27 protein-coding genes are annotated in these 26,036 nt (G+C 71.4%); 16 read left to right on the forward strand and 11 right to left on the reverse strand.

What is annotated here, in order from left to right; translation table 11 throughout:
• Nucleotides 1–24 precede the first annotated feature (24 nt).
• Both SMD20_RS30565 and SMD20_RS30570 read right to left on the reverse strand, forming a co-directional pair.
• The gene (locus SMD20_RS30565; RefSeq protein ID WP_329587977.1) at nucleotides 25–987 is read right to left on the reverse strand and encodes an ABC transporter substrate-binding protein; all 963 of its coding nucleotides are present in this window, start codon (nucleotides 985–987) and stop codon (nucleotides 25–27) included.
• Entirely contained in the window at nucleotides 987–2,423 is a 1,437-nt protein-coding gene (locus SMD20_RS30570; RefSeq protein WP_329587979.1) for an MmgE/PrpD family protein, read from the reverse strand. The genes SMD20_RS30565 and SMD20_RS30570 overlap by 1 nt, the downstream gene beginning before the upstream one ends.
• A 110-nt stretch (nucleotides 2,424–2,533) precedes the next feature.
• Between SMD20_RS30570 and SMD20_RS30575 the strand changes: the two genes are divergently transcribed.
• From SMD20_RS30575 to SMD20_RS30590, 4 genes are all read left to right on the forward strand, one after another.
• The gene (locus SMD20_RS30575) at nucleotides 2,534–3,598 is read left to right on the forward strand and encodes a TetR/AcrR family transcriptional regulator (protein WP_329587981.1); all 1,065 of its coding nucleotides are present in this window, start codon (nucleotides 2,534–2,536) and stop codon (nucleotides 3,596–3,598) included.
• A 143-nt stretch (nucleotides 3,599–3,741) separates the two neighbouring features.
• A complete protein-coding gene (locus SMD20_RS30580) occupies nucleotides 3,742–5,346 on the forward strand; it encodes an N-acyl-D-amino-acid deacylase family protein (protein WP_329587983.1) in 1,605 nt (534 codons plus the stop codon).
• A gap of 62 nt (nucleotides 5,347–5,408) precedes the next feature.
• Nucleotides 5,409–6,167 carry a class I SAM-dependent methyltransferase gene (locus tag SMD20_RS30585; protein ID WP_329587985.1) on the forward strand — a complete coding sequence of 253 codons (759 nt, stop codon included), beginning with the start codon at nucleotides 5,409–5,411 and terminating at the stop codon, nucleotides 6,165–6,167.
• Between the two features lie 6 nt (nucleotides 6,168–6,173).
• Entirely contained in the window at nucleotides 6,174–6,509 is a 336-nt protein-coding gene (locus SMD20_RS30590; protein WP_329587987.1) for a hypothetical protein, read from the forward strand.
• Between the two features lie 106 nt (nucleotides 6,510–6,615).
• Here SMD20_RS30590 and SMD20_RS30595 read toward each other — a convergent pair whose 3' ends face one another.
• The gene (locus SMD20_RS30595) at nucleotides 6,616–6,966 is read right to left on the reverse strand and encodes a winged helix-turn-helix transcriptional regulator (RefSeq protein WP_329587989.1); all 351 of its coding nucleotides are present in this window, start codon (nucleotides 6,964–6,966) and stop codon (nucleotides 6,616–6,618) included.
• Between the two features lie 48 nt (nucleotides 6,967–7,014).
• On the opposite strand from SMD20_RS30595, the gene SMD20_RS30600 reads away from it, so the two are divergent.
• Nucleotides 7,015–7,905 carry an NAD(P)-dependent oxidoreductase gene (locus SMD20_RS30600; RefSeq protein WP_329587991.1) on the forward strand — a complete coding sequence of 297 codons (891 nt, stop codon included), beginning with the start codon at nucleotides 7,015–7,017 and terminating at the stop codon, nucleotides 7,903–7,905.
• On the opposite strand, the gene SMD20_RS30605 is transcribed toward SMD20_RS30600, so the two are convergent.
• Entirely contained in the window at nucleotides 7,902–9,095 is a 1,194-nt protein-coding gene (locus SMD20_RS30605) for a hypothetical protein (protein ID WP_329587992.1), read from the reverse strand. The two genes, SMD20_RS30600 and SMD20_RS30605, sit on opposite strands and share 4 nt — an antisense overlap.
• Nucleotides 9,096–9,100: 5 nt before the next feature.
• Nucleotides 9,101–10,189 carry a ThiF family adenylyltransferase gene (locus SMD20_RS30610; protein ID WP_329587994.1) on the reverse strand — a complete coding sequence of 363 codons (1,089 nt, stop codon included), beginning with the start codon at nucleotides 10,187–10,189 and terminating at the stop codon, nucleotides 9,101–9,103.
• A gap of 249 nt (nucleotides 10,190–10,438) precedes the next feature.
• Here SMD20_RS30610 and SMD20_RS30615 point away from each other — a divergent pair, with 249 nt between their 5' ends.
• From SMD20_RS30615 to SMD20_RS30625, 3 genes are all read left to right on the forward strand, one after another.
• Nucleotides 10,439–13,321, forward strand: coding sequence for an AfsR/SARP family transcriptional regulator (locus tag SMD20_RS30615; protein ID WP_329587996.1), 2,883 nt, complete (start codon nucleotides 10,439–10,441; stop codon nucleotides 13,319–13,321).
• Nucleotides 13,322–13,381: 60 nt separating this feature from the next.
• Nucleotides 13,382–13,666 carry a hypothetical protein gene (locus SMD20_RS30620; protein ID WP_329587998.1) on the forward strand — a complete coding sequence of 95 codons (285 nt, stop codon included), beginning with the start codon at nucleotides 13,382–13,384 and terminating at the stop codon, nucleotides 13,664–13,666.
• Between the two features lie 148 nt (nucleotides 13,667–13,814).
• The gene (locus SMD20_RS30625; RefSeq protein ID WP_329588000.1) at nucleotides 13,815–14,153 is read left to right on the forward strand and encodes a VOC family protein; all 339 of its coding nucleotides are present in this window, start codon (nucleotides 13,815–13,817) and stop codon (nucleotides 14,151–14,153) included.
• Here the strand turns inward: SMD20_RS30625 and SMD20_RS30630 are convergent.
• Nucleotides 14,150–14,545: a cupin domain-containing protein gene (locus tag SMD20_RS30630; RefSeq protein ID WP_329588001.1), complete on the reverse strand. Its 396-nt coding sequence runs from the start codon at nucleotides 14,543–14,545 to the stop codon at nucleotides 14,150–14,152. The two genes, SMD20_RS30625 and SMD20_RS30630, sit on opposite strands and share 4 nt — an antisense overlap.
• 52 nt (nucleotides 14,546–14,597) lie before the next feature.
• Between SMD20_RS30630 and SMD20_RS30635 the strand changes: the two genes are divergently transcribed.
• The 4 genes from SMD20_RS30635 to SMD20_RS30650 all read left to right on the forward strand — a co-directional run bounded on the left by SMD20_RS30635 (nucleotide 14,598) and on the right by SMD20_RS30650 (nucleotide 16,644).
• Nucleotides 14,598–15,608 carry a GlxA family transcriptional regulator gene (locus tag SMD20_RS30635; protein ID WP_329588003.1) on the forward strand — a complete coding sequence of 337 codons (1,011 nt, stop codon included), beginning with the start codon at nucleotides 14,598–14,600 and terminating at the stop codon, nucleotides 15,606–15,608.
• A 32-nt stretch (nucleotides 15,609–15,640) separates the two neighbouring features.
• Nucleotides 15,641–15,961 carry a type II toxin-antitoxin system Phd/YefM family antitoxin gene (locus SMD20_RS30640; protein ID WP_329588005.1) on the forward strand — a complete coding sequence of 107 codons (321 nt, stop codon included), beginning with the start codon at nucleotides 15,641–15,643 and terminating at the stop codon, nucleotides 15,959–15,961.
• On the forward strand, nucleotides 15,958–16,368 hold the full coding sequence (locus SMD20_RS30645; protein ID WP_329588006.1) for a type II toxin-antitoxin system VapC family toxin: 411 nt from the start codon (nucleotides 15,958–15,960) through the stop codon (nucleotides 16,366–16,368). Before SMD20_RS30640 ends, SMD20_RS30645 begins: the two co-directional genes overlap by 4 nt.
• Before the next feature lie 69 nt (nucleotides 16,369–16,437).
• Nucleotides 16,438–16,644, forward strand: coding sequence for a hypothetical protein (locus tag SMD20_RS30650; protein ID WP_329588008.1), 207 nt, complete (start codon nucleotides 16,438–16,440; stop codon nucleotides 16,642–16,644).
• Between the two features lie 197 nt (nucleotides 16,645–16,841).
• On the opposite strand, the gene SMD20_RS30655 is transcribed toward SMD20_RS30650, so the two are convergent.
• Nucleotides 16,842–17,501 (reverse strand): TetR/AcrR family transcriptional regulator, encoded by a 660-nt coding sequence (locus SMD20_RS30655; protein WP_329588010.1) that lies wholly within the window; start codon nucleotides 17,499–17,501, stop codon nucleotides 16,842–16,844.
• An 82-nt stretch (nucleotides 17,502–17,583) separates the two neighbouring features.
• Here SMD20_RS30655 and SMD20_RS30660 point away from each other — a divergent pair, with 82 nt between their 5' ends.
• Entirely contained in the window at nucleotides 17,584–18,051 is a 468-nt protein-coding gene (locus SMD20_RS30660) for a DUF1772 domain-containing protein (protein ID WP_329588011.1), read from the forward strand.
• A 303-nt stretch (nucleotides 18,052–18,354) separates the two neighbouring features.
• The gene (locus SMD20_RS30665; protein ID WP_329588013.1) at nucleotides 18,355–18,888 is read left to right on the forward strand and encodes an SMI1/KNR4 family protein; all 534 of its coding nucleotides are present in this window, start codon (nucleotides 18,355–18,357) and stop codon (nucleotides 18,886–18,888) included.
• A 13-nt stretch (nucleotides 18,889–18,901) separates the two neighbouring features.
• Here SMD20_RS30665 and SMD20_RS30670 read toward each other — a convergent pair whose 3' ends face one another.
• Nucleotides 18,902–19,747: a DUF3626 domain-containing protein gene (locus tag SMD20_RS30670; protein ID WP_329588015.1), complete on the reverse strand. Its 846-nt coding sequence runs from the start codon at nucleotides 19,745–19,747 to the stop codon at nucleotides 18,902–18,904.
• Between the two features lie 93 nt (nucleotides 19,748–19,840).
• On the opposite strand from SMD20_RS30670, the gene SMD20_RS30675 reads away from it, so the two are divergent.
• Nucleotides 19,841–20,530 carry a hypothetical protein gene (locus tag SMD20_RS30675; protein ID WP_329588017.1) on the forward strand — a complete coding sequence of 230 codons (690 nt, stop codon included), beginning with the start codon at nucleotides 19,841–19,843 and terminating at the stop codon, nucleotides 20,528–20,530.
• A gap of 379 nt (nucleotides 20,531–20,909) precedes the next feature.
• Here SMD20_RS30675 and SMD20_RS30680 read toward each other — a convergent pair whose 3' ends face one another.
• Complete coding sequence (locus tag SMD20_RS30680; protein ID WP_329588019.1) at nucleotides 20,910–22,127, reverse strand: benzoate/H(+) symporter BenE family transporter; 1,218 nt, start codon at nucleotides 22,125–22,127, stop codon at nucleotides 20,910–20,912.
• Nucleotides 22,128–22,237: 110 nt separating this feature from the next.
• On the opposite strand from SMD20_RS30680, the gene SMD20_RS30685 reads away from it, so the two are divergent.
• Nucleotides 22,238–22,780, forward strand: coding sequence for a helix-turn-helix domain-containing protein (locus tag SMD20_RS30685; protein ID WP_329588021.1), 543 nt, complete (start codon nucleotides 22,238–22,240; stop codon nucleotides 22,778–22,780).
• A 57-nt stretch (nucleotides 22,781–22,837) separates the two neighbouring features.
• On the opposite strand, the gene SMD20_RS30690 is transcribed toward SMD20_RS30685, so the two are convergent.
• Complete coding sequence (locus SMD20_RS30690) at nucleotides 22,838–24,271, reverse strand: DUF7507 domain-containing protein (protein WP_329588023.1); 1,434 nt, start codon at nucleotides 24,269–24,271, stop codon at nucleotides 22,838–22,840.
• A 208-nt stretch (nucleotides 24,272–24,479) separates the two neighbouring features.
• Complete coding sequence (locus SMD20_RS30695; RefSeq protein WP_329588024.1) at nucleotides 24,480–25,979, reverse strand: Ig-like domain-containing protein; 1,500 nt, start codon at nucleotides 25,977–25,979, stop codon at nucleotides 24,480–24,482.
• Between the last annotated feature and the right edge of the window lie 57 nt (nucleotides 25,980–26,036).

Here is a 26,036-nt window from a genome sequence, read left to right on the forward strand (position 1 = left end):
AACACTTCTCCTTCTCGCGGGTGCCTAGTCGGTCCCCTGGTCGATCTCCGCCTTGGGCAGCGCGATGTTCTCGACGCCGTACTTGGAGAGGATCTTCAGGTAGGTCCCGTCGTCCATCAGCGCCTGCAGCGCCTTCTGCAGCGCCGTCCTGAGCTCGGTGTCCGCCTTGGGGACGCCGATGCCCTCCATGCCGCCGCCGAACTCCGCGGTGATAGAGGGCGCCTCGACCAGCTCGAACGCGTTGCCGTCCTCGAAGGTCTTGGCGGCGTACGCGGCCGCCGAGGTGGCCTGCACGCGGGCCATCGCCTTGCCGCTCTTGATCGCCAGGAACGCCTCGCTGTCGCCGGGGAACGACAGGACCGTGACGCCCGGCTTGCCCTCCGACTCGAACCGCTTGCTCAGCTTGCTCATCGCGGCCTCCTCGGAGGTGGAGCTCTGCACCGCGACGGTCTTGCCCGACAGGTCGGCGACGTCCTTCAGACCTTGGGGGTTGCCCTTGACGACCAGCAGGGAGTAGCCGTCCTTGGCGTAGTCGACGAAGCTCAGCGACTCGCGCCGCTTCGGGGTGTCGAAGATGCCCGCCATGACGATGTCGGCCTTGCCGGCCAGGACGGCGGGGATCATGCTGTCGAAGGCCGTCTGGTCGAAGGACGCCTTCACGCCGAGCTTGGCGCCGAGGGCCTGGGAGAGGTCGTAGTCGATGCCGGTGGGCTGCTGGCCGCCCGCCGTCGTGTACATCTCCCAGGGCGGATAAGGGATGTTGCTGGCCACCCGGATGACGCCGGCCGACTTGATCCGCTCGGGCAGCAGGTCGTGCAGGGCGGGGTCGGCCGCGGGCGTCGCGACGGCGGAGGCGGGGGCGGCGCTCTCCTTGCCGCCGACCTCGGGGGCGGGCGGCTCGGCGGCCAGGGCGCAGCCGCCGAGCGCGACGACCATCGCCACCACGCTCAGGAACGTCGACCGGCCGCGCGGGCGAAGTGCTCTCATCAGTTGGCTCCAACCGGTGTCAGGGACGACGCCAGGTCCCGTACGAGGACGGAGCTGTCGTCGGCGGATTCCACGCCCTCCAGGGCTTCCAGCAGCCGGGGAACCGACTCGGGCGCCACCCGGCCGGAGGCCAGCCAGGTGAACTTGTCCCGCATCTCGTCCAAGGTCCAGCTGGGCTCGGGGTAGAGGATGTGGTCGACCCGGCCCGACGACAGCACGGTGCCGTCGGTCAGCGTGACGGTGACCACGGCGGAGTCGCTGCCCTCCGGGTCGTTGACCTCCGAGAGGTAGTAGCGGCGGGTGAGGTCGTCGGTCACCGCCACCTCGATCCGCCGGCACAGCTCGACGATCTCGGGCGCGCCGAGGCGGGAGTCGGCCATCTGGTCCGGGCCGACTCGGCCGTCGGCCAGCAGCGCCGCGACCGGCCAGGCCAGGTTGAACTGGGCCTCCTCGGTGGTCTCCGGCAGCCGGGTGCCGAGCCGGGCGGCGTCGGGGTAGGTCTCGATGACGACGCGGGCGATGTCCGCGGGCGGCAGGGGGTGCTCGGTGCGCAGCTTCTCGACGGCGAGCAGGGCGGGGTGGGTCCAGGCGCAGCTGGAGTACCGCTTCCAGGTGATGCCGTGGGGCAGGTAGTAGTCGCTGCCCAGGTCGTCCACGTACGGGCGGAAACGTGGGAGGTCGAGGCTGGGCTCGATCCCCGTGAAGCCGCGCCGGGCGAGGTCGGCCGCCAGCAGTCCGGTGAGCGCGCCGAAGCCGACGCCGTGCTTGACCATGCCGGGGGTGTCGATGGCGCGCATCATCGGCAGGTCGGGGGAGTCGTACTCGGCGATGCCCAGCGCGTGCCGCGTCGTGGTCTCGTCCAGCCCGTGGACGTGGCAGGCGATGGCGGCGCAGGCCACCGCGCCCCACGAGCCGCAGGCCCGGTAGGTGCGGTCGGCCGAGTGGACGGCGCTCTGCTCGTGGTTGACGCAGCGGCCGGCACGGAAGGCGATCTCGTAGCCGGCGACGATCGCGGTGATCAGCTCGCGCCCGCTGAGACGCAGCTCCTCGGCCAGGGCGAGCGCGGTCGGGACGACCTGAGCCCCGGGATGGCCCCAGGTGTAGATGCCGCAGTCGTCGATGTCGACGGCGTTGGCCGCGACCGCGTTGGCGAAGGCTGCGCCGCCGGTGGCCAGCGGGCCGCCGCTGACGATCGAGGTCGCCGAGCCGGCGGGCCACCAGGCGCGGGCGAGGTCGTCGGCCACGAGCGCGGACTTCGACGCCCGGCCGGCGAGCACGGCCGCGAGCGTGTCGATCAGGCACATCACGGCCCGGTCGATCACCTCGCGCGGTAACCGCTCCCAGGTGAGCCCGGTGATGAAGGCCGCCGCCGGTGAATCGCCGCCCGTCCAGGCCGTGGGCGCGCTCCGGAGATCGTCACGAAACGGCGCCGCCATTTGTTTCTCCCATGTTTCTGCAGGTATATCTTTGGTGCCGGAAACAATTCCATTCGCCGCGATGGCTTGTCAAGGAACGTTCTGCCTTGTATTTACAGAGAGCCGGAAGTGTGAAAATACCTTTAGAAGCAAGTACGGACACGGTGGCCGCCGAGCGGGAGGAGGCCGCGCTGGCGCTGCTCTGGAGCGCCGTCCACGCCCCCGAAGGGCAGACGCCCTACTGCCGCCGGTGCGCGGCTGACCGTTCGTTCCACCGGGTCTCGCGGCGGCGGGCGTACGCGTGCGACAGTTGCGGCGCGCACGTCTACCCGGCCTCGACCACGCCGTTCGCCGGCTCCCCCGTGCCGCTCGCCGCCTGGCTCGACGCCGTCGTGCTGGTGCTGGACTCACCCGGCAAGGCGCGCCCGAACCGGGTCGCCGGGGCGCTGGGCGTCGACTACCGGCGCGCCTGGCGGATGACCCGGCGGATCGACGAGGTGCTCCAGGCCGGCGGCGACGACGCCGGCCTGCTGCGAAGGCTGGCCGGTCGCTGGAAAGAGCAGGCCGTCACCAGGCCCGGCCTGACCCCCGACCCCGGCTCCCCCGAGGACCGCATCCGCGTCGCCGCCTGCCGGCTCATGGCCCAGCACGGCATCGAGGCGACCCGCATCGCCGACATCGCCCGCGAGGCGGGGGTGTCGAACGCCAGCATCCACTATTACTTCAGGAGCAAGGACGAGGCGCTGCTGGCCGCCTTCCGCTGGGCCGGCGACCAGTTGCACGTCACCCTGCAACGCCTGCTCGACGAGAACGTCAGCGCCATCGGCCAACTGCGCCACCTGCTCGAACTCAGCATCCCCGGCGACCAGGGCACCTTCGAGGAGTACCTGCTGTGGCTGGAGATGTGGGCGCGGGTCAGACGGCACCCGGCCTTCCTCGACGAGTGCGTACGCATGTCGCGGCGGTGGGCGGACGCGGTGATGGGGGTGTTCGCCGCGGGCGTCGCGGACGGCACGTTCACGCCGGTCGCGCCGCTCACCGAGGTGTGCGAGCGGTACGTCGCCATCGCCGAGAGCCTGGCCGTGCGCAACACCCTCGGCTACAGCGACATGTCCGCCGAGACGGCGCGGGGCCTGCTCGCCCGCTTCACGGCCGAACAACTCGGCGTGCCCGCCGACCTGCTGCCGTCGCGCTGAGCCTGCGTACTTGGCTCGACAGTCATTCTCCCGTCGCTTATTACGACTTGCGCGCCCGGCGCATTGCTTTTCTTGACAGCGCTTCGCCGCCGTGCCGAGAATCCTGCAATTATCACTCGGACACCTTTGGAACGGAAAATCGCATGCCTGATTCACGCCCAGACCCGGCGGACGTCGTCGTGCTCGACGCCACCGTGCTCACCATGGACCCGGCGCGGCCGCGGGCGGCCGCGCTGGCGATCAGCGGAGGCAGGATCAGCCAGGTCGGGGACCATGCCGAGGTGGCCGCGCTCATCGGGCCCGGCACCGATGTCATCGAGGCGGGCGGGCGGGTTGCGTGCCCCGGCTTCGTCGACATTCACACGCACACCGATCTCGACCTGTTCAGGGACCCCGGGCACCTGCTGTTCAAGAATTACCTCATGCAGGGCATCACCACGGTCCTCGCCGGTAATTGCGGAATGGCGGAAATGGCGCCGGGCGAGCTTCTCGGCCGCCTGGACCAGACCCCTCCCGCGGTCAATTTCGGCACGCTCGCCGGACACGGGTACGTACGCGACGCCTGCGGCGTCCCCGCAGGGGCCGAAGAGCTCTCCGGCGAGCAGATCGGGGCCATGCGGGACGTGCTCGGCAAGGCGATGGCGGACGGCGCGTTCGGCATGTCGACCGGGCTCGAGTACATCCCCGGCCTGTCCTCCCGTACGGCGGAGCTGATCGCGTGCGCCACCGTCGTCGCCGAGCACGGCGGCTTCTACGCCAGCCACATGCGCAGCGAGGGCGACCACCTGCTCGCCGCCGTCGAGGAGGGCATCAGGATCGGCCGCGACTCCGGCGCCCGCGTCCAGCTCTCCCACCTCAAGACCGACGGCGCGTGCAACTGGTGGAAGACGGACGCGGTGATCGGCGCGATCGAGGCGGCCCGCGCCGACGGCATCGACGTGGCCGGTGACCAGTACCCGTACACGTTCTTCGGCTGGAACCCCTCCATCTTCATCCCCGGCGAGCACCTGGCGGCCGGCCGGACGACCCTGCTCGACACCTACCTGCCCGACCCCCTCCGCCGGCGGCGGATCAAGGAAGGCATCGTCGACCGGATCACCCGCTACCACGGCGGCGACGGCGACCTGGTGGTGGTGTTCGACTGGACCGACGGCGACGGACGCCGATGGAAGGGGACGACGCTGGCCGGCATCCTGACCGCGCGCGGCCTCACCCCGACCCCGGACGCGGAGGCCGAGCTCATCCTGGAGATGCTGCCCGACGAGCGCTCCGACGCCGTCATGGGGACCGACCTGAGCACGAGCGACGACGCCGTCCGGCGCTACCTGTCCTTGCCGTACCTGGCGGTCTGCACCGACGGGTTCAACCAGCCGTGGCTGGCCCCGTGCCATCCGCGCAGCTACGGGGCCTTCCCGAAGGTGCTGGGCGAGTACGTACGGGAGAAGGGGGCGCTGCCGCTGGAGACGGCGGTCATGAAGATGACCTCGCTGCCGGCCTCGCTGATGGGGCTGACCGACCGCGGCGTGCTGCGGGCCGGCGCGTGGGCGGACGTGGTGGTGTTCGACGAGGCGAGCGTGGGGGAACGGGCGACGTTCGACGCCCCGGCGGCGCCGACCGGCATCGACTTCGTGCTGGTCAACGGGGTGGTCGTGGTCGACAGGCGGGCGGCCGGCGATGGCTTCCGCCTCGACGCCGCCGCGTCCGGCGCGCGTCCCGGGAAGGTGCTCCGCCGCGGCCTTGCGGGATGAGATCGCGCGGCATATCGTCACGATGTATCGGATCGATATATCGAGCGAACATCGGAGTCGCGATGAGACGGGTCGACTACGACAAGGAGCAGCACCAGAACTACGCCCGAGGCCGGGCGCTCTCCGAGCGGCAGCTCAAGGTCTGGATCGACGCCTTCGCGGCGGTCCTGCCCGGCCGCCGTCCCCTGACCGGCCTGGACGTCGGCTCGGGGACCGGTCGTTTCACGCCGGCGCTGGCGAACGCGTTCGGCCCGGTCACCGGCGTCGAGCCGTCGGTCCGCATGCGGGAGGTGGCCGAGGCCCAGTCGGCGCAGCCCGGCGTCCGCTACCTGGAAGGCCGCGCCGAGAGCCTGCCGGTGCCGGCCGCGAGTGCCGACTACGCCCTCATGTTCCTGTCCTGGCACCACGTGGCGGACAAGCCGCAGGCCGTCCACGAGCTCGCCAGAGTGCTCCGCCCCGGCGGGCGGCTCCTGCTGCGCGCCAACTTCAGGGACCACCACCCCCGGCCGTGGTGGCTGGACCACTTTCCCCGGGCCCACGAGGTCGAGACCGCGATCTTCCAGCCGTTGCACGAGGTCATCGCCATGTTCACCGCGACCGGCTGGCGCGTCACCGATTTCACCACGGTCACCGAACCCTCGGCCGGCACCCGTAGCGACATGCTCGACCGGCTCCGCCTGCGCACCCTGTCGTTCTTCGCCCACCTCACCCCCGACGAGCAGGAGATCGGCCTCCGCAACCTGGAACGGGCCGTCGCCGAGGACCCCGACGCCCCGGCCCCCGTGTTCGCCGAGCCGCTGCTCACCCTTGAGCGGGAATGACACGGGGTGGCTGCCTGGGGTCCTGCCCTGTTCTCGGACGACCTCGCGTGTGACGTACGGGACGACTACCGCCGGCTCATCGAGGACGGAGTGCCCGACGCGGAGGGCGCCAAGGTTCTGGCCCGGCGGGAGGCCGCGCTGCTGAAGGCGCGAGCGCAGCTCACGGGCCCCCAGCCGGCCCGCAGGCGTCTGCGCCCGCCGTGGCGGCACGTCACCGACCTGTCGCCCGGGGCGGTGCTGGCCTACCGGGTTCTCTCCGGGGACGTGGCCCTTCTGCGGGTGGTCCGCGCCCGGGCGCACACCCACTGGCGGGCCCTCGCGGAAGAACTGGACGCCCGATAGCCACCTTTTTGTGGGTACTTGTCGGCCGGGCCCGTACGGGGCGAAGCTTGGTCGTGCGGGCCGGAGGGGTCCGTACAACCAGGTGAAGCGGGGGTTCGGCGGTGGTTCACGAGGCTGGTCGCGACTCAGCCAGCTTCTCCAGACGGCGGTGGCCCCAGTCGGAGAGCGGCGCCAGGGCTTCGGAGAGCTCGCGGCCGAACGGGGTCAGGGAGTAGACGGTCTTCAGCGGCCGCACGTCGTGCACCTCCCGGTGGACCAGTCCGTCGGCCTCCATCTCCCGCAGCGTCTGAGTCAGCACCTTCTCCGTGAGCCCCGGCAGCCGCCGGCGTAGCTCGCCGGGGCGGTGCGGACCGGATTCCAGCAGCCAGAGCAGCACCGTCTTCCACTTGCCGTCGATCACGGCGATCGCGGCGGTCACCCCGCAGACGTTCGGGTCCCGGGCGCGGCTGCGCGTCATCGTCGTCCCCTTTTTCGTCGTTCATTGCCCATTTTGAGGAGCTGAGGCATGACCTCGAACACTGAACAGTCTGCCGTCACCGTGCTCGGTCTGGGTCCGATGGGCCGGGCGCTGGCGAGGGCCTTCCTGGCCGCCGGCGTGCGGACGACCGTATGGAACCGTACGCCGGGCAAGGAGCATGAGCTGGTCGAGCGGGGCGCGGCCAGTGCCCGCTCGCCCGAGGAGGCGTCCGGCGCGAGCCCGTTGACCGTGATCTGCGTCGTCAACTACGACGCGGTGGACGCCGTCGTACGGCGCGACGAAGTGGCGGGCGCGCTCAAGGGACGCACGCTCGTGAACCTGACCGCCGACACCCCCGACCGGGCCAGGGACACCGCGGCCTGGGCGGGCGAGCACGGCATCGGCTACCTGGACGGCGCCATCATGACGCCGACCCCGACCATCGGCACCCCGGCCGGCGTGTTCCTGCACAGCGGTCCCGAGGAGCTCTATCACGCGCACCGGCCGACGCTGGACGCCCTGGGCGGCACCCACACCCACCTCGGCGCGGACGTCGGCAGGGCGGCCGCGTACGACATCGCCCTGCTCGACATCTTCTGGACAGCGATGGCCGGGTACGCCCACGCCCTGGCCGTGGCCAGGGCCGAGGGGATCAGCGCGCGGGAGCTGGCGCCGTTCGCCCAGGGGATCGGCGCGATCCTCCCGCCGCTCTTCGAGGAGGGCGCGGCGGACGTGGACAACGGCACGTACTCCGGCGAGGGGAACCCGATCACCTCGGCGGTGTCGTCCATGGCCCACATCGTCCACACCTCCGAGGCCCACGGCATCGACGCGAGCGTGATGCGCGCGGCCGAAGGGCTGGCCCGCCGCGTCATCGGGCGGGGCCACGGCGACGACGGGTTCCTCCGCGTCACGGAGCTGCTCAACCCGAGCGCCTAACGCCGCACGCGCTCCCGTACCGCCAGGAAAAGGGCCAGCGCGTACGGCCCGAGCAGCAGGACGGCGCACAGCAGCGCGTACCAGAAGCGCGGCTCGAACGGCCCCAGCACGAGCCGGTCGGCCGTCCACGCCAGCGCGGCGGCCACGACCGGGAGCACGAAGACGACGAACCAGCCCAGCACCCCGGCGAACCCGGCCAACCACACCCAACGGAACCACCGCCCGGCCCTGATGTCGGTGGGGCCGGCCGCGACCAGCTCCGCCGCCTGGGCCGGGGTGAGCCGGCCGAACGCCCGCCGCAGCAGCAGGGTCTTGACCCGCCACAGGTCACGGCAGCCGAGCGCGTTGACCAGCACCGCGTACAGGTCGGTACGCAGGAACACCATGCACTGCCACAGCAGCCCCGCCAGCTTCACGAACACCCACACCGCGAGCGTCGCGTCCACCTCGGGAGCCGGCGACCACACCCCTTGCCTGATCAGCAGCCGGGCGGCCAGCAGCAGGCTGAGCACGACCACGTCCACCGCCATCCCGCCGAGCAGCGGCCCGTAACGGAGGCGCCGCGGCACCGTCCAGAGCTGGGAGAGGTCGGTCTCCAGGACCAGCAGCATCATCCGCCGGTCCACCCCGAACCTGGACCGGACGCCGATCGCGCGGGCGGCCAGCCAGTGCCCGCCCTCGTGCAGAGCGGTCGAGACCAGGACGAACGGCATGAGCAGCAGCACGCTCAGCCCGACGTCGTCGAGCAGGAACGCGTCCCGTCCCGGGCTCGGGAACAACGACGGCGAGGTGACGAAGACGGCCAGGCAGAACACGGCGAGGGCGACATAGCAGGCCCAGGCCGCCCGCCCGAAGAACGGGCGGGCCACCCGCTCGCTCACCCCCGCGAACCAGCGCCGCGTCTGGATCGGCGCGGTGCGCACGACCTGGCGTTCCGCGTCCGGCCGGTCGTCGAGGAAGCCCAGTTCGGCGAGGGTCGCCACGAACGACGGCAGATCAACGGGCTTACCGGCGAACGCCTCGGCCTCGGCGGCGGCCTCCTCCTCGCTCGCGCCGCGCAACAGCGCCGAGACCAGCACGCCGCCCACGGCGGGCATGGCCACGAAGGTGCCGGTGGCGGGGTCGCCGACCAGGGCCTCGCCCCCCTCCGCGATCACGGTGAGCGGGCGCAGCCGGACCCCGCCGGTCATGGGCGTCACCGCCGGGCCAGCGCGCACGCCGGGCAGGCCGGGTCGAGGGGGAACGGCTGCCACACGGGGACGAGCCCGTCCAGCAGGTCGAGCACGACCCGGGCCCCGGCCGCGCGCGGCGGCTCGACGCCGGTCAGGTAGCGCATGACCTCGTACGCGACCAGCGACCCGACCTGCATCGCCATCGGCCCGGTGAGGCCGTTGGCGAGCCGCAGCCCGCGGCTGAGCCGCTGCGCGACCGCCGCGGTCGTACGCCCGTCGGGTGGCGGCAGGTCGGACTGGTCACAGAGCAGGCAGGCGCTCCTGCCCGGGTTCACGGAGAAGTAGATGAGCTGGGTACGGGTCATCCCGCCGGCGACCAGCGGGACACCCGCGCGCAGCGCCGCCTCGTTCACCCACAGGTTCGCGTCGGGCGCGCCGTCGAGGCCGCCCGCGATCACGTGGACGTCCTCGGTCAGGTCCTTGAGGTCGTCCGGGCCGGAGATCCAGCGGTCCACGGCGCGTACCTCGATGCCGGGGTCGAACTCGCGTACCCATTCGGCGGCGCGCTCCACCTTCGACCGGCCGACGTCGGCGTGCCGGTAGAGGAACTGGCGGGCGAAGTTGCGCGGCGCGATGTCGTCGCGATCCACCAGCGTGAGCGCGCCGACGCCGAGCCCGGCCAGGCACTGCACCAGGGCCGAGCCGCCGCCGCCCGCGCCGAGCACGAGGACGTGCGAGTCGCGCAGCCGCCGGACGAACTCCGCCCGCGACGTGCCCAGCCGGGCGAAGGCCCCGAAGAACGTCAGATTGGAGAAATGCCGCTCGTTGGCGTCCGAGTCGCCCAGGAATCTCTCCGCGGCGTCCTCGACCAGGCCGAGCGTGTCGAGCCCGGCGAGCCCCGCGCGGACGTCGTCCCCCGTGATGGCGACGCCCCGCGCGGCCAGCCGTGTGCTCAACTCCTCCGCCGTGGCCGGCCCGCGCGCCAGCTCGTCGAGGAGCGCCGCGATCCGGCCGCCGGGATCGGCCAGCGTGTACGCCTCGCGCGGGTCGTGGACCACCACCAGCTCGTCGCCCAGGGGTTCCCAGGCGCACTCCTTCAACATCACCTGCATCGCGCTGTCCGCATCGTTCGTCGGGCCGGGGACTGGTCGGGAGGCGGCCGCACCGCCTCCCGACCTGCTGAAAGGCGGTGCCTCAGGTCATGAACTGGGTCGCCTTGACGGCCTCGACCTTGCGAACCTCGATCTTCACCGCGTTCACCTCCTTCCGTCGTTTCCCGATCAACCTCCTCCATCGGCCCACAGAAACCGCATAAGGTCGCCATAGAACGACAGAACCGCTGATCGTGCCGGGAGACGCAGGTGGACTTCGCGATCCTCGGGCCGGTCCAGGTCACCGACGCGCGGCGGCCCGTCCGGCTGGCCGCCAAGGCGCGCGCGGTGCTCAGTGTCTTCCTGCTCCACCCCAACACCGTCCTGACCAGGGACCGGCTGATCACCTCGGTGTGGGACGACCCGCCCAGGTCCGCGCTGCCGAACCTGCAGACGTACCTCACCGCGCTGCGCCGCGCGGCGATCGAGGTCGAGACCGTGCCGCACGGCTACCGCCTGTGCCTCGGCCCCGACCGGCTCGACGCGCTCGCCTTCGAGGAGGCCGTACGCGAGGCCAGGCTGGAGGCGGCGCGCGGGGAGCCCGCCACGGCGAACCGGCTGTTCGCGCGGGCGCTGGCGCTGTGGCGCGGCCGGCCCGCCGAGGACGTGACGCTGGCCGCGACGGTGCAGGCGCGCATCGCCGAGCTGGAGGAACGCCGGGAGAGCGCCCGGCTCGGCTGGATCGACGTACGCCTGCGGCTCGGCCTGTACGACGAGCTCGTCGGCGAGCTGACCGCGCTGGTGGAGGCCGCGCCGCTCAACGAACGCCTGTGGCACCGGCTCATGCTGGCGCTGCACCGGGCGGGCCGGCGTGCCGAGGCGCTGGAGGCGTACCGGCGGGCCCGCTCGGTCCTCGTCGCCGAGCTGGCGCTGGAGCCCGGCCAGGAGTTACGCGAGCTGCACGCGGCGGTTCTCGACGACGGTCCCGTCCCCGCTCCCGAGCTGGAGCCGGTACGGGAGCCGGCGTGGACGGGGATCTGCCTGCTTCCCGCCGACATCGCCGACCTGGCCGGGCGCGAGCGCGAAACCGGGGACCTGGTCGCCGCCCTGGACGCCCCGGACGCCCGGGACGCGACGGGCGGCAGGGCGCCGGCCATCGTGACGGTGTCGGGGCCGCCCGGTGTCGGGAAGACCACGCTGGCGGTGCACGTCGCGCACCTGGTCAGGGACCGGTACCCCGACGGCCAGCTCTTCGTCCGGCTGCACGGCGCATCGGCCTCGCCCCGCGACCCGTCCGACCTGCTCGCGGAGCTGTTGCGGGCGCTCGGCGTGCACTCCGCGGGCGTGCCCGCCTCCACCGAGGAGCGGGCGGCGACGTACCGGGCCATGATCGCCGACCGCGCGGTGCTCGTGCTGCTGGACGACGCGGCCGGCGAGGCCCAGGTGCAGCCGCTGATCCCGGGCACGCCGCGATCGGCCGTCCTCCTCACCTCCCGAGGGCCGCTGCCCGCGCTGCCGGGCGCGGTCACGTACGCGCTGGACGTGCCCACCCGCGCCGGTGCCCGCGCCCTGCTCGCGGGCGTGGCCGGGGCGGACCGGGTGGCGAGCGACCCGGAGGCGGCGGAGGCGATACTCGACGCCTGCGGGCGGCTGCCGCTCGCCCTGCGCATCGCCGGGGCGCGCCTCGCCACCCGCCCGGCCTGGCCCCTGGCCGAGCTGGCCCGCCGGCTCGCTGACGCTTCGGCGCTGAACGAGCTGCGCGCGGGCCACCTGGACGTCCGCGCCACGTTCGAGGCGAGCTACGCGACGCTGTCGCCGCCCGCGCGGCGCGCGTTCCGGCTGCTCGGTTCGGTGGCCGCCGACGGCGTGGCGGCCTGGACGGTGGCGGCGCTGGCGGGGGCGAGCGCGTACGACGTGGACGGCTCCCTGGAGGAGCTGGCCGTCGCCGGGCTGATCACCGCCGGTGCGGCCGACGCCGCGGCCCAGCCCCGCTACCGTATGCACGACCTGCTGCGCGGCTTCGCCGGCGAGCTGTTCCGCGCCGAGGAGAGCGGCGAACGCCGGACGGCCGCGCTGCGCCGGGTCGCCGCCGAGGCCCGCGCCCGCGCCGCCGGCGCCGCCGCCGAGCTGCCCCTCGCCTTCGCCCCGCCGCCGCCGGATCTACCGCCCCGGACGCCGCCCTGCCCGGAGGGCGGCTCCTGGCTGGCGGCCGAGCGCGGCGTGCTCGTCGCCGTGGCGGAGGCCGCCGCCCGCGCCGGGTTGGTAGGGGAGGCGGCCGGTCTCGCGTACGCGCTGGCGCCGTTCCTCGTCGTGCGCGGCTTCCACGACGACGCCGTACGGATGCTGGGCACGGTCGCCGACGCCGCCGGGGCGGCGGGGGACACCGTCACCGAGACGCGCCTGCGGCTGGTGAGCGCCGACGCCGAGGTCGATCGCCGGCGCGCCGGCACGGTCGCGGACGAGTTCCGCTGCCTGCTCGGCCGCAGCTCGCGGGCAGGGGACCAGCATGGCGCGGCGTACGCGCTGCTCGGGGTCGCCGCCACCCTGGAGCAGGACCTGGGCTCCGCGCTCGCCGCCGCCACGCTGGCCGCCGAGCGGTTCCAGGCACTGGGCGACGGGCACGGACTGCTGAGCGCGTGGACCGAGATCGCCGGGATCCAGTGCTTCCTGGGCCGGCACGACGCCGCCGGGGCGACCTGCCGCCTGGCCCTCGCCCACCTCGACGGCCACAGCGCCCTCCATCGGGCCCGTTTCCTACGCGTCCTCGGCATCGCCTGCTACGAGACGGGCCGCGTCGAGGAGGCGATCGGCCACTACCGGACCAGCCTGGGCCTCTGCCGCGAGCTGCGATGGGAGACCGGCGAACGGCTGTCGCTGCACCGGCTGGCCCAGGCCGAAGCCGCGCTGGGCCGCCACGACACCGCCATCGGCATGCTCGCCCAGTGCGCCCAGATGTTCGTGAACGTGGGGGACACGCGGGGGCAGGCGCTGATCTCGTACACGCTGGGCCAGATCAGCCGGTGGCGGGGCGACGAACAGGTGGCGCTGGCCCACTTCACCACCTGCCTCGACCGGCTCGACCCGCTCAACGAACACATCTGGTCCGCCCGCACCCGCGACCAGATCGCCCGCTCCCGCGCCGCACTCCGATAACCGGTCAATGCCCTGCCCGTGTCCTGGCCCCGGCACCTTCGGTCCGCGAGCCTTGAACGCATGAAGAAGATCGCACTGCTGGTCTCGACGCTGGCCGCGGCCGGCCTCACCCTGGCCGCACCAGCCGGCCCCGCCGCCGCCAGCCCGATCCCGCCCGCCGCCATCCCGCCGCCCCGGTGCGTCCCCGAGAGCCAGGGCAACGGAACGTACGAATGGGAGTACCAGTACACCTCGACCATCAGCAAGGGAGGCCACGGCACGCGGACCCACCACTTCTACGTCTACTACATACCGGTCACGTGGTTCAGCACCGGCACGAAGGTGACCTGCAGCGTGCGCTTCTGAGCGTCGGTACCCCACGGGATCAGCAGGTGGGCAGCACGGCGCAAGGTGACGCGGCGGAGGCCGAGGCGTTCGTCGACTCCCTCCGATGAGTCCCGGAGGCGGGCGTGGTCTTCCTTGTGAGACGACCGAACTCATGAGGAGTGGTCCCGTGGACCTGCACAGCGTGGTGTGCGTACGTGACCGGACAATCTCGCTGAAGTGGTACGAAGCCTTCTTCGGCCGGCCGGCGGACGAGATCATCGGCGAGGAATACCTGTGGCAGACCGGTGAGAACGCCTGGCTCGTCATCGACGACCGGCCCGTCCGGGCGGCCCGCGTGGGCGGCACCATGATCACGTTCGGCGTGACCGACCTCGACGACATCCTGGCCCGCCTGGCCGCGCACGGCATCGAGCACGAACCGGTGGAGACCTACCCCAACGGGGTGCGCCATGTCGAGATCCTTGACCCGGACGGCAACAGCATGTCGCTCGCGCAGTTCCCCTAGGAACCGAGCGGGTGCCCCGTCGTCGCGTCGACGTGGCCGGGAATCTCGGCGTGGCGGTCGCCGACCGACGACGTCCCGGTGGGCTCGAACATGAGAATCGCGGCCCCGGCGGGCGCGGACGGCCTGTGCTCCGTGCCGCGCGGGACGGTGAACGCCGAGCCCGTGGGGAGCCGGACCGTACGCTCCCCGCCGGGCTCACGCAGCGCGATGTTCAGCTCCCCGTCGAGCACCAGGAAGAACTCGTCGGTGTCGTCGTGGACGTGCCAGACGTGCTCGCCCTCGACCTTGGCGACGCGTACGTCGTAGTCGTTGACCCGCGTGACGATACGAGGACTCCACAGGGCGTCGAAGGAGGCCAGGGCCTGGCTGAGGGCGATGGGTTCGAGGTTCACGAGTGCATCCTGGCCCACCGGACCTGGGCGGCGTGAGTGCTAGGAATAGCACATGGCGCAAGAATCCTCGCACATCGCCCGGGCCCCGGGCGCGCACCGGGTCGTCGTGATCGTGGACGAGAACTCCAACCCCTTCGAGCTGGGCTGCGCGACCGAGGTCTTCGGCCTGCGCCGGCCCGAGCTCGGCCGCGACCTGTACGACTTCCGCCTGTGCTCCCCCGAGCCGCGCACCCTGATGCGGGACGGGTTCTTCACCCTCACGGGCGTCGCCGGCCTGGAAGCGGCCGACGCGGCGGACACGCTGATCGTCCCGAACCGTCCCGACGTCGAGGTGCCCAGAAGAACCGCCGTGCTCGACGCCATCCGCCGGGCGCACGCGCGCGGCGCCCGCCTGGTCGGCTTCTGCAGCGGCGCCTTCACCCTGGCCGAGGCCGGGGTGCTCGACGGGCGCCGGGCCACCGCCCACTGGCAGTGGGCGGACTCCTTCCGGGCCCGCTTCCCTTCCGTCCGGCTGGAGACGGACGTGCTGTTCGTGGACGACGGCGACATCCTCACCGCCGCAGGGAGCGCGGCCGCGCTCGACCTCGGCCTGCACATCGTCCGCCGCGACCACGGCGCGGAGGTCGCCAACTCGGTGAGCCGGCGGCTGGTCTTCGCCGCCCACCGCGACGGCGGGCAACGCCAGTTCGTGGAGCGGCCGGTGCCCGACGTGCCTGACGAGTCCCTGGCGCCCGTACTCGCCTGGGCCCAGGAGCACCTGGACGCCCCGCTCACGGTGTCCGACCTCGCCACGCGCGCCTCGGTCAGCGCGGCCACCCTGCATCGCCGATTCCAGGCGCAACTGGGCACCACCCCGCTGGCGTGGCTGACGGGGGAACGCCTCGCCCTGGCCTGCCGGCTCATCGAACGGGGCGAGTCCCGCTTCGAGACGGTCGCCCGGCACAGCGGCCTGGGCACCGCCGCGAACCTGCGCGCGCTGATGCGCCGCAGAATCGGCCTCACCCCTTTGCAATACCGCCACCGCTTCGGCCCAGGGGCCGGCAGCATCAGTGCTACCCGGTAGCACCGAATGGCACGAGGCCGTAGACTTGGGATGTGAGCACTCCCGAGCCCGACCACTCGCACGAGATCTCTCAACGCGACCTGCGTAATCGGTCGGCGGAGATCATGGACGGCCTGGAACGTGGGGAGCGGTACGCCGTCACCCGTAATGGTCACCACATCGGCGATCTGGTCCCTCTCCGCCGTCGGCGCCGGGCCGTGTCACGCGCTGAGTTCGCCGCCGTGTCACGCGGCATGCCACGATTGGACGACCGCAAATATCGCGCGGACATGGACCTTCACGTCAATGACGATCTCTACGACCCATACGATCGCGCGTACGGCAGACGTGAATTCGCCGAGGACGAGGGATGACCCACCCTCTGGGGCTGCTCGACACCAATATCCTCATCCTGCGCGCTGGCATAGATCCCGATGAGCTCCCCGATGAGATGATGATCAGTGCCATCACCACTGCGGAGCTCTCGGTCGGCGTCCTGACGGCGACAGGGCCACAGGAACTCGCCCAGCGTATGAAGATCCTCCAGACCGCCGAAGCCGAATTCGACCCGCTCCCCTTCGACGACATCGCAGCTCGCGAGTACGGTCAGCTGTGGACGGCCGTCATCGCCTCAGGACGCAAACCACGCCCCCGCACCGCGGATCTGATGATCGCCTGTGTGGCGATCGCAAACCGGCTCCCTCTGTACACCTGCAATCCCAAGGACTTCAAAGGTCTTGATCACCTGCTTACCGTGGTCCCGGTGACCCGTCCGCAATAGGCCCGGCTGCTCTCATGCAGCGCTTCCGCCGGAGGCGAGTTTGTCAGGTCGTCTCGCTACAGTCGGCGGGTGACTGGCCTAGGTGCGTGGGAGCGGCTTATCGCACTGGTGCCACCGCCGCCGGATCCGAAGTTCTCCTTAGACGGTTGGGATGAGCTGTTCGACGAGCTGGGCACGTTCGCCGCCTGGCCGGAGCCGGGTGGCTTCCTGCCGTGGGGAGCCTCCATCGACGGCGAGTGGCTGGGCTGGCTGACCGAGGGCGAGTCAGATCGATGACCGGTGGCCGTCTGGCCTCGCCATTCAGATGATCACCGCGTCATTCGTTTGACCATGACGGAAGTCCTGGTGAGCTGGTTCTCGGGCGATCTCGTTGGTGGTGATCTGGTCGATCTGGCTCCGGTGAATTGCCGGCCTTGGTAACGGCGTTCGTCACAGCTGTGGACCGCGCTCCTGTCGAGTCCTGGATGTGATCGTCAACCCTGGAGGAGGGTGGCCGCGAGGATCGAGGCGAGCCATTCCTCGTACTCGGCCTCGGTCCACCCGCAGACCTCGGTCAGCTTCTCGAAGTTCTCCGTCGAGGTGAGGACGTAGATCTGCTCGGCCGCCCTGGCCGGAGTGAGACCCGGCCGCAGCTCCCCGAGCGCGTGCAGGTGGTGGGCCGGTCCGTGGCTGCCCTTCAGCCGCTCGCGTTCGATGTCGGCCAGGACCTCCTGGAGCCCCGCGTCGGCCGGGGAGGCGGCGGCGGCCGCGCGCAGGACGCGGTGCACGGGCTGGATGCGCCGGAGGATCCCGGTGGCCATGGCGGCGTACCGGGCCAGCTTGCGTGCGGGATCGGGTTCGTCGATGATCGCCTGCACCTCGGGGCGGTCGCTCTGCGGCAGGGGCCGGGCGTCGCCCGCCAGCGTGATGTCGTAGACGAGCTTGGCCAGGGCGGGCTTGCCGCCCGGGGAGGACGTGTACAGCGTCTGGAGCGCCACCCCCGCCTCGCGGGCGACCTCGGCCATGGTCGTGTCCGCGTAGCCCTTCCTGATCATCAGTTCCCGCGCCGCGCCCGCGATCCTCTGCCGCGTGGCCTCGGCCTGCTCCTGCCGCAGGGCGCTGGAGTAGGGGCGACGCTTCTTCTGCTCAGTCATCGCCAGTCATGATTCCAGAAGCATATTGACTAGATGCTCATCTAATGAAAATGTCTTCTTCTAGTCAAATCTGGAGGTGCCGGTGTCTTTGGTGCTGACGGCGTCCAGGATGGCCGCGCTGCTGCTCATCGGTCTGTACGCGGGCGGCGTCGTCTTCCTCGTGCTCGCCCCGTCCGTGGCCCGCCTGCCGGGACCCGCGTACGTCCGCTACTGGCAGGCGCTCAACGTCGACTACGGCCGCGCCATGCCGCCGCTGCTGCTCGCAGGCATCGCGGCGCTGATCGTCGTGGCCGCCCTGTCGTGGCGCCGCGGATGGTTCGCCTTCGGCCTCGCCGCGGCCGCCCTGATCATGGTGATCCTCACCGTGGCCCTCACCCTGACGGGCCTGGAGCCCCTCAACCGGCTGGTGGACGCCTGGGATCCCGACCTCCTGCCCGCCGACTGGGAGGAGAGCCGCCGGCGGTGGCTGAACCTGCACCTCGTACGGACCGCGCTCGCACTCGCGGCGTTCGCCTGCCTGATCACCGTCCAGACCTTCGACCGCACCTGAACGATGATCACGGTGTGTGGCCGGTGCGGTCGATCTCGTCGACAAAGGCGAGGACCCGGGCGTTGACGCGTTCGGGGAACTCGCCGTTGATGGCGTGGGAGGCGTCCGGCCACAGCTCGACGACGCCACGGGAAAGCAGGCGCCGGGCACGCGTTCCTGGCCAGGGCCGTCGCCGACCCTGACGTACGCGGGCTGTACCGCACGGGAGGCGACGCGGTCCATCGCGAGATCGCCGCGCCGTGTCCGCCACCCCACACCTCTGGTCACGCGGATCGTCAGTCGTGGCGGATAGCGTCGCCCGTCATGAGCACCGTGTACGCATGGTCTGATATCTGGTTGGCCGACAAGCCGGCGGACGAAAGCCCCGGCCTTCCGCCATTGCCGCCCGGCACCGGTCTCCATCCCCCGGCCGGCGAGCTGGAAGTGAGCCGACTCGAAGAGCGGTTGGGCGTGAGCCTGCCGCCGAGCTATCGGCAATTCCTCCTGTTCTCCGACGGCTGGGGCGTCGAGGAGTACTCTCTGGCGCCGGTCGCGGAAGTCGGCTGGCTCCGCGACCTCTGGCCCTCGACGATCACCGCCTGGACATCGCCTGGCTGTGAACAGCTCCCGAGCGTGCCTGACGACCTCTACTTCGTCTACGGAAAGGAGCAGAACCAGCACGCCGTCAGACTCGAATACCTGCCTGACGCCCTTCTGGTCGGCCAGTGGGATGGAGACCTTCTCCTCAACCCTCACGTCGTGACCTCTGATGGTGAGTGGGAGGCGTGGCTTCTCGCGGCTTGGATGGCCGGCGCCAAGCGTTGCAGATCGTTCTGGGACCTCATGAAGGACCTGTGACAGCGCGCCGTGGTCACCGGCGCAGCGGCGAGCCGAAGCGCGCCACGCAGTGCCAGACCTTCTTCAGTGCCTGCACGTCGTAGCGCCCGGAGCGGGCGGCGTCACCGATGATCCGCGGATCGAGCAGGCCGTCGACCGCGATCTCCGCGCCGAGCGCCACGTACTCCTGTCCCCGGTAGTCAGGGTGGCGCCGCAGATGCTCGACCGTGAGGCGGAATCCGGGATGCCATTCCACCGGGCACGGAAGCCGGCGAGCCGCGGCCTCCACGGCCGTGCCGCGATGGCTGGGATCGAGGATCAGGGCCTCCACGTCCCGGTCGAGCCTGACCGGCCCGTGCACCTGGGCCTCGATGTAGTCGTCCAGGAGGTCCGGGTCGTCGGCCTCGGCCAGCGCGATCAGCGCCATACGGGACGCGACGCCGAACGCCGAAGGCTCGGAGAAGCTGTCCGGGTAGCAGAAGGTGGTCCGGCGAAGAGTCTCGGCCGTCAGCCTGAAGTGGGCGGATCCGAACCGTGGCGCGGCGCCGACGGACCTGCGCCGGAAGTTCAGGGCGCCGTAGACGGGGCGCTCCTTCGCAGGCGCATGGTCGTACGCGCCGCCGAAGATCGTGCTCTCCCAACGCCACCGGTCGCCGCCGGGGTGAGCGGTGAGTCCTCCATTGCTCGTTCCGGTGACGAACTGCGACAGATAGACGCCGTCGTCGGCCAGCCTGAGCAGGATCTCCCGGTCGCCGACCAGGCGGTCGGGGTGGAAGTTGAGTGTCACACGCAACCGGGGTTCGAGCGGGTCCCCTGACGACAGGGCCTCGACATGGCGGAGGGCTCGCTCCTGCGGCGATGTGGACGCGTCCGCGCTCATCCGCGCAGTCTGCCTGAGCACGATCTGCCGTCGCATCCCGAATACCACCCCCTCTGGACAACTCATCCGTCCACCTGATCAACTTCGAAGCCCATGAGCCTCATCACCCTGCGGCAAGCCGCCGTCCGCTTCGACCTTTCCTACGACGCTCTCCGGAGGATCGCGGCGGCTGGTCTGCTTCCTGAGGCCGGTCAACACGACGACAAGCCCGTCATCTCTACGGACGTGGCGCAACGAATCCAGGCTCGTTCCGCCGTAGCGCTGGATCACCTCCTGCCGACGACAACGGGCACCGCCACGATGGCGGTGTTGCGCGTCGACGCGGCCAAGCCCGTCCCGAATGAAGATCGCCCCTTCATCGGCTTTCACGCTGACATGGCACCTGAAGACCTGCTGGAGGCGCTGCGCGGATGGTGGGTGGGCAGACCGGAGAAGATCGCCCAGGCCGGCATTCTCCCGGTGACGCTCGGCGGCTTCGTCGTCGCGGTACTGACGGGGCTCAGCGGCTGGGACACCAAAGTGACAGAAAACGGCCGGACCCGTCACCGCTTCGACGCGAGACTCGCCGGCTACATCAGCGACCTCAGCACGCCCATCAACATGATCACGGTCGGTACGCTCGACGACCTGCGGATCGCCGAGCTCCTTCTCGGTAAGCGACTCACCTCCACGGCCGGCGGCCCGATCGCCTACGTGGACCTCTCTGACGACGTACCGGAGCCGTTCGCGGGTCGTAACCGGACCATCGCAACAAGACGATCGAGAGACCCACGAGGGTCGTGAACACGCCGGAGGTGAGGGCCAGAAACGCCATGAACCACTCGCCGTCCGGATCGCCAAGACCGGAGGGGCGTCCGTCGACCCAGCTCATCGTGGGCCAGGCCTGAGTGGCGACGAGCACCCCGAACGCGGCGCTGATCGTACCCAGGACGTAACCAGGGCGACGGCCCCACCGGCCCGTGGCGGCAAGCACGAAGCCGACCACCAGTCCGACGGAGGCACCGACGAACTGGCCCACGTCCAGCGCCATCAGGGCTGCGAGGCGCGCGTGCTCGAAGCCTTCACCACGTTGCAGCCACAGGAGCGGCACCGCGATCACACCACTGAGCAGGCCGACCGCCAGTGAACGGAGCATCGCCACCCACAACATGATCGTGGACCACTACGAAGGCTGATCGGCCGGCATGGCGGTACGTTCTGCCGCGGTTTCGGATGGCGGTTGCTGTTCCGACGGTGGTCGCCGGTGCAGCAGGAGTGCGGTCAGGCCGCCCGCGACCAGGCCCCAGAACGCCGCGCCGATGCTCAGGATCGTCATCCCCGACGCGGTGACCACGAAAGTGACCACCGCGGCCTCCCGCCCCTCCGGTTCGGTCACCGCCTGGGCCAGCGACGAGCCGAGCGCCGACAGCAAGGCGAGGCCGGCCACCGCGGTGACCAGCACGGGTGGGGACAGCAGCACCAGAGCCATGGCCAGGCCGGCGCCGAGGCCGAGCGCCAGCTGTCCGGCGCCGAGGGCCACCGTCGCGATCCATCGGCGGCCGGGGGCAGGGTGGGTGTCCGGGCCGGCGGTCAGCGCCGCGGTGATCGCGGCCAGGTTGACGGCGTGACCGCCGAACGGCGCCGCCGCCGCGCTCGCCAGGCCGGTCGTGACGAGGACCGGGCGCAAGGGCGGCGCGTACCCGTACGTCGCCATGACGGCCATGCCGGGGACGTTCTGCGCGGCCATGGTGACGAGAAACAGCGGGATGGCGATGCTGACCACCACGGACGGGTTCAGCGTCGGGGTGGTCAGCTCGACCGCGGGCCGCAGCGCGGCCCCGGCCAGGCCGTCGCCGGTCCCGTGCACCGCGATGGCGATGACCGCGACCACGAGCGCGCCGGGAACGGCCCACTGCCGCAGGTACCGCTGCAACACCGCCCAGGTCAGGACGACGGGCACGGCCAGCAGCGGGATGTCGACGACGGCACGGACCGGCGCGGTGCACAGGCTGAGGATGACGCCCGCCAGCATGGCGCCGGCGATCGGACGCGGGATGGCGGCGATCGCCCGGGCCGGCCAGGGCGAAAGGCCGGCCAGGACGATGAGCGCGGCGCAGACGATGAACGCGCCGACCGCGGCCGGGAAGCCGCCGGGCACGGGACCGGTCGCCACCAGCAGCGCCGCGCCAGGGGTTGACCAGGCGATGCTGATCGGCATGCGGTAGCGCAGCCCGAGGAAGATCGCCGCCGCCCCGACGCCGCAGCAGAGGGCGAGCAGCCCGGAAGCGGCCTGCCCCGGCGTCGCCCCGACGGCACGCAGCCCGGCGAGCACGACGGTGAACGAACTGGCATAGCCGACCACCGCGCTGACCAGCCCCGCCATGACGGCCTGCAGCCGCATGCCCACCCCTCGATCCGCCCGAGTCCCGACGACCGTTCCGTTTACGGAACGAACCATAGCCAGGTGGCCACCGCGGGACAAGCCCGGCAGCGGAATGCAAGGATTGCCGGGTGGAAGGCCGTGAGACGGATGTCGGGAGCCGGTTGCGGCGATTGCGGGAGGCCCGCGGCATCTCCCTGTCAGCGCTGGCCCGCAGCGCCGGCATCGGCAAGGCCACTCTGTCCGGCCTGGAACTGGGCACCCGCAACCCGACGTTGGAGACGCTCTACGCGGTGGCAGGAGCCCTGGGTGTGCCGTTGACGGCCCTGGTCCTGGAGCCCGGCGCACCGCCCGCGGAGGCCGTCCACGTGCCCGGCGCCGCCGTGACGGCCGCGCTGCTGGAGGTCTTCGAGGAGCCGACCGCGACGTTCGAGCTGCTGCGCATGCGCGTCCGCCCCGGCATCGTGCAGCACTCGCCACCCCACGCCCCCGGCGTGACGGAACACGTCACGGTCTACGCGGGTGTGCTGCGCGCCGGCCCGGCCGACGCCCCTCTGGTGGCCGCGCCGGGCGAGCACATCTCCTGGCAGGCCGACGTCCCGCACATCTACAGCACTGTCGGCCCGGACGAAGCGCTGGCCACCCTGCTGATTCGCTCCCCCCGGCGGGACTGAGCCATACGGCGTCCGCCGAGCCGGCCGGACGGGCGGGCCGGCTCGGCGGACGACGGCTCAGCAGCCGCCGCAACCTCCACCGCAACCGCACCCACCGCCGCCGTGGGGCGGGCAGGGAGCCGGTGGGCGGGCACAGACGACGACTTCGTCGGTGACGGGGCCGTCGGTCTCGTTGGCGGTGGCGGTGGCGGCGTTGGTGAGCGGGCCGGGCTGGGTGACCTTGGCCAGCAAGGTGAGGGTGTGGGTGGTGCCGACATCCATCGCGCCGACGTCCCACAGACCGATGGCCGGGTCGTAGCTGCCGGCGGTGGACGTGGCGGAGATGAAGGTCAGCCCCTCGGGGAGCTGGTCGAACACCGTGACGCCGGTGGCGTCGTTGGGCCCGTCGTTGGTGACGGCCACGTGGTACGTGACCGCCTCACCGACGGCGGCCTTGGTACGGTCGGTGGCCTTGACGACGGCGAGCTCGACGACGCGCTTCACGGGCGTGGCGGTGGCGTTGGAGGTGGAGGTGAGGTGGTCCGGCGTGTTGCCGAGGGTGTTGTCGTAGGTGGCTCGGGCCTGGTTCTCGATCTCGCGGCCGGCGCCGGCGCGTTCGACGCGGACGCGGAACTCCACCGTGGTTCCGCCGGGCGCGTCCGTGGTCGGGGCCAGTCGGCCGCCCTGCTGGGCGGTGGCGCCCTCGCCCAGATGGAAGACGACCCGGCCGGTCTCGGCGTCGAAGTACGCCTGGTCGTCGTCGGCCGCGTCGCTCTTGCCGCCGCTGTTCGGGCCGTCGATGACGCGCAGGGATCCGGGGACGTAGCTGGTGCCGGCGGGGATGTCGTCGGTCAGGAGGAGGTTGTCGGCCGGGGCGCCGCCCTCGTTCTTGGCGTTCACCCGGTAGGTGATGACGTCGCCGACCTCGACCTCGCCCTCGGGGATGGCGGTCTTGGTGAGCACGACGCAGGGCGCGGTGCCGAAGATGATGCCGTCGAGGAAGTTGCCGACCGCCGGGTTGCCTCCGGCGGCCGAGATGGACTTGAAGGCGAACCGGGTGATCGTCTGGCCGGGCGGGACGACGTACTCGCCGGTGTAGTGGCCCCAGGCGGTGTTGCCGTCGGTCATCCGCGCCTGTTCCACCGGGGCGTTCGGGGGGCCGATCTGCAGCGCCATGGTGTCGCTGCCCAGGCGGCCGCGGTGTGACAGTTTCCAGTACAGCTTGGTGCCGGGTGTGGTGGGCAGGTCCTGGTACAGGGTGGAGACCATGTTGGCGTTGAGCTCGGCGAACTGCCGGCCGTCATCGGAGGGCACGTTCAGGAAGCCGGTGCGCCAGAGTTCGATCTGGCCGTCGGAGGCGGTGGTGCGCCAGCCGGGCACCGCGCGGGGGTCGTTGTGCGAGGCGTCGGGCCGGATCTCGAAGTCGGTGACGACGGGTGCTTCGAAGCTGCCGTTGACCAGGGCGATGCGTTGTCCGCATCCGCCGGGCGGGGGGTTTTGAGTAACGGCCATGAGGTGTCCTTCCGTGGAGGTGGCGGGGAGCCGGCCGGGGTCGCCGGCGTTCGTGGGGGCCATCTCGGGCCTGCGTGGTGGGCCGCTGCGGGTGCGGGGGCGCAGAGCGGACCAAAGGCGGGCGGACCGGGATGGCTTGTTGGCGTGCACGAGCGAATGGCCTCGCGTGGTAGGCGGGCAGAGTCGAGGACGGTCTGGGCTGGGGGCCTTACGGACGGTGCGCTTTGGCGGCTTTCCTGGATGCGGCCTTGCTGGTCATGGGCAGGCAGGGCGGGGTCTGGAAGACGACGCCGTCGAGGAAGTTGCCGAAGGTCGGCCTTCCGCCTGCGGCCGATACCGATTCGAAGGCGAAGCGGGTGACGGTCTGTCCGGCGGGGACGACGTACGTGCCGGTGTAGTGGCCCCAGGCGGTGTTGCCGTCGGAGATGTCAGGGGAGGAGGCCCCGTTCGGGTTCTGGGGGGTGGTGGCGGTCGGGGAGCCGATGAGCACCCGCATCACGTCGGTGCCCAGGCGGCCGCGGTGGTAGAGCGACCAGGTCATCACCGTGCCCGGGACGGTGGGAACGTCCTGGTAGAGCGTGGAGACCTCGTTGGCGTTCAGCTCGGCGAACTGCTGGCCGTCCGCGGCCGGGACGCCTTGGAAGCCGGTACGCCAGAACTCCAGCTTGTGGTCGCCGGCGGTGGTGTGCCAGCCGATGGCGGGATTGGTGGAGGCGTCGGGCAGGATCTGGTAGTCGGTCACCGGCGGGGTCTCGAAGCTGCCATTGGCCAGGTTGATGGGCTTGCGGGTGCATTCGACGGTGACGGTGACCGTCGCGGTGCTGGTGCCGCAGGCGGTCTCGATGGTGTAGGTGAAGGTGTCGGTGCCTGCGCGGTCCTTGTCCGGGGTGTAGATCACCTTGTCGCCGGAGATGGTCACCTTGCCGTGGGCGGGCTGGGTGACGGCGCTGATCGTCGGCGCCGCCCCGGTGTCGTTGGCCAGGACGGGCACGGTGACGGGCGTGTCCTGGGTGGTGGAGGCGGTGTCGTCGGCGGCGTTGGTGGGCGAGATCGAATTCCCGCTGACGATCTGGATGGGCGGGGCGGCGGTGTTGTTGCCGAGCTGGCCCGGGAGCGCGATGACGCTGCTGATGCCGCTCGGCCGGATGGTCATGCTGCGCCCGACGGTGCCGGGGTTGACGCGGAAGGTGATGACCGTCGGCCCGGGGTCGGTCTTGCCGCCCGGTGACCGGACGGTCAGGGTGTTGCCGCTGAGGGAGCCGTTCTGCACCGGCCCGACGACGGTGGCGTTGGCCACCAGGGAGGACACGTCCCAGGTGGTGGCGTAGGAGCTGACGACCAGCGGCCACTTCGCCGTCTGGTGCCTCAGCGTGAGGGTGAACGTGCTGCCCGGCGCGATCCGCCCGCCCCACAGACTGGGTGAGGTGATGACCGAGATGGTCCCGTTGCCCAGCCGCCAGCCGACCACGTTCTTCCAGTAGTACTCGACGGGGTAGTTGGCCTGGCCGTGCTGGACGCAGGGGCCGGCGGCCCGATGGAGGGCCTTGCGCGGCGAGGTGGAGGCGGCGGTGCGGGTGTCGGCCTGCGCCGGTGAGGTGGTGGGGGGTGCGGCGAGCAGGGGGAACAGGAGGGCGCCGGTGAGGGTTGCCGTCGCCATGGCCTTGGCCCGGAAGGCGCGGCGGTGTCGGGGACGCGATGTGGGGGTCATGGTGTCCTCACTGTAGGTAGTTAATCAGTAACTATCCGTAGTCATCGCCGAGAATGC

Origin of the sequence: Nonomuraea sp. LP-02 (assembly GCF_036289125.1) — a bacterium.
Lineage (GTDB): Bacteria > Actinomycetota > Actinomycetes > Streptosporangiales > Streptosporangiaceae > Nonomuraea > Nonomuraea bangladeshensis.

Excerpts from the sequence above, each read along its gene's own strand:
- SMD20_RS30565 (WP_329587977.1), bottom strand. The coding sequence starts at position 987 with ATGAGAGCACTTCGCCCGCGCGGCCGGTCGACGTTCCTGAGCGTGGTG.
- SMD20_RS30570 (WP_329587979.1), bottom strand. The coding sequence starts at position 2,423 with ATGGCGGCGCCGTTTCGTGACGATCTCCGGAGCGCGCCCACGGCCTGG.
- SMD20_RS30580 (WP_329587983.1), top strand. The coding sequence starts at position 3,742 with ATGCCTGATTCACGCCCAGACCCGGCGGACGTCGTCGTGCTCGACGCC.
- SMD20_RS30585 (WP_329587985.1), top strand. The coding sequence starts at position 5,409 with ATGAGACGGGTCGACTACGACAAGGAGCAGCACCAGAACTACGCCCGA.
- SMD20_RS30595 (WP_329587989.1), bottom strand. The coding sequence starts at position 6,966 with ATGACGCGCAGCCGCGCCCGGGACCCGAACGTCTGCGGGGTGACCGCC.
- SMD20_RS30600 (WP_329587991.1), top strand. The coding sequence starts at position 7,015 with ATGACCTCGAACACTGAACAGTCTGCCGTCACCGTGCTCGGTCTGGGT.
- SMD20_RS30605 (WP_329587992.1), bottom strand. The coding sequence starts at position 9,095 with ATGACCGGCGGGGTCCGGCTGCGCCCGCTCACCGTGATCGCGGAGGGG.
- SMD20_RS30610 (WP_329587994.1), bottom strand. The coding sequence starts at position 10,189 with ATGCAGGTGATGTTGAAGGAGTGCGCCTGGGAACCCCTGGGCGACGAG.
- SMD20_RS30620 (WP_329587998.1), top strand. The coding sequence starts at position 13,382 with ATGAAGAAGATCGCACTGCTGGTCTCGACGCTGGCCGCGGCCGGCCTC.
- SMD20_RS30635 (WP_329588003.1), top strand. The coding sequence starts at position 14,598 with ATGGCGCAAGAATCCTCGCACATCGCCCGGGCCCCGGGCGCGCACCGG.
- SMD20_RS30645 (WP_329588006.1), top strand. The coding sequence starts at position 15,958 with ATGACCCACCCTCTGGGGCTGCTCGACACCAATATCCTCATCCTGCGC.
- SMD20_RS30655 (WP_329588010.1), bottom strand. The coding sequence starts at position 17,501 with ATGACTGAGCAGAAGAAGCGTCGCCCCTACTCCAGCGCCCTGCGGCAG.
- SMD20_RS30665 (WP_329588013.1), top strand. The coding sequence starts at position 18,355 with ATGAGCACCGTGTACGCATGGTCTGATATCTGGTTGGCCGACAAGCCG.
- SMD20_RS30670 (WP_329588015.1), bottom strand. The coding sequence starts at position 19,747 with ATGAGCGCGGACGCGTCCACATCGCCGCAGGAGCGAGCCCTCCGCCAT.
- SMD20_RS30675 (WP_329588017.1), top strand. The coding sequence starts at position 19,841 with ATGAGCCTCATCACCCTGCGGCAAGCCGCCGTCCGCTTCGACCTTTCC.
- SMD20_RS30680 (WP_329588019.1), bottom strand. The coding sequence starts at position 22,127 with ATGCGGCTGCAGGCCGTCATGGCGGGGCTGGTCAGCGCGGTGGTCGGC.
- SMD20_RS30690 (WP_329588023.1), bottom strand. The coding sequence starts at position 24,271 with ATGGCCGTTACTCAAAACCCCCCGCCCGGCGGATGCGGACAACGCATC.
- SMD20_RS30695 (WP_329588024.1), bottom strand. The coding sequence starts at position 25,979 with ATGACCCCCACATCGCGTCCCCGACACCGCCGCGCCTTCCGGGCCAAG.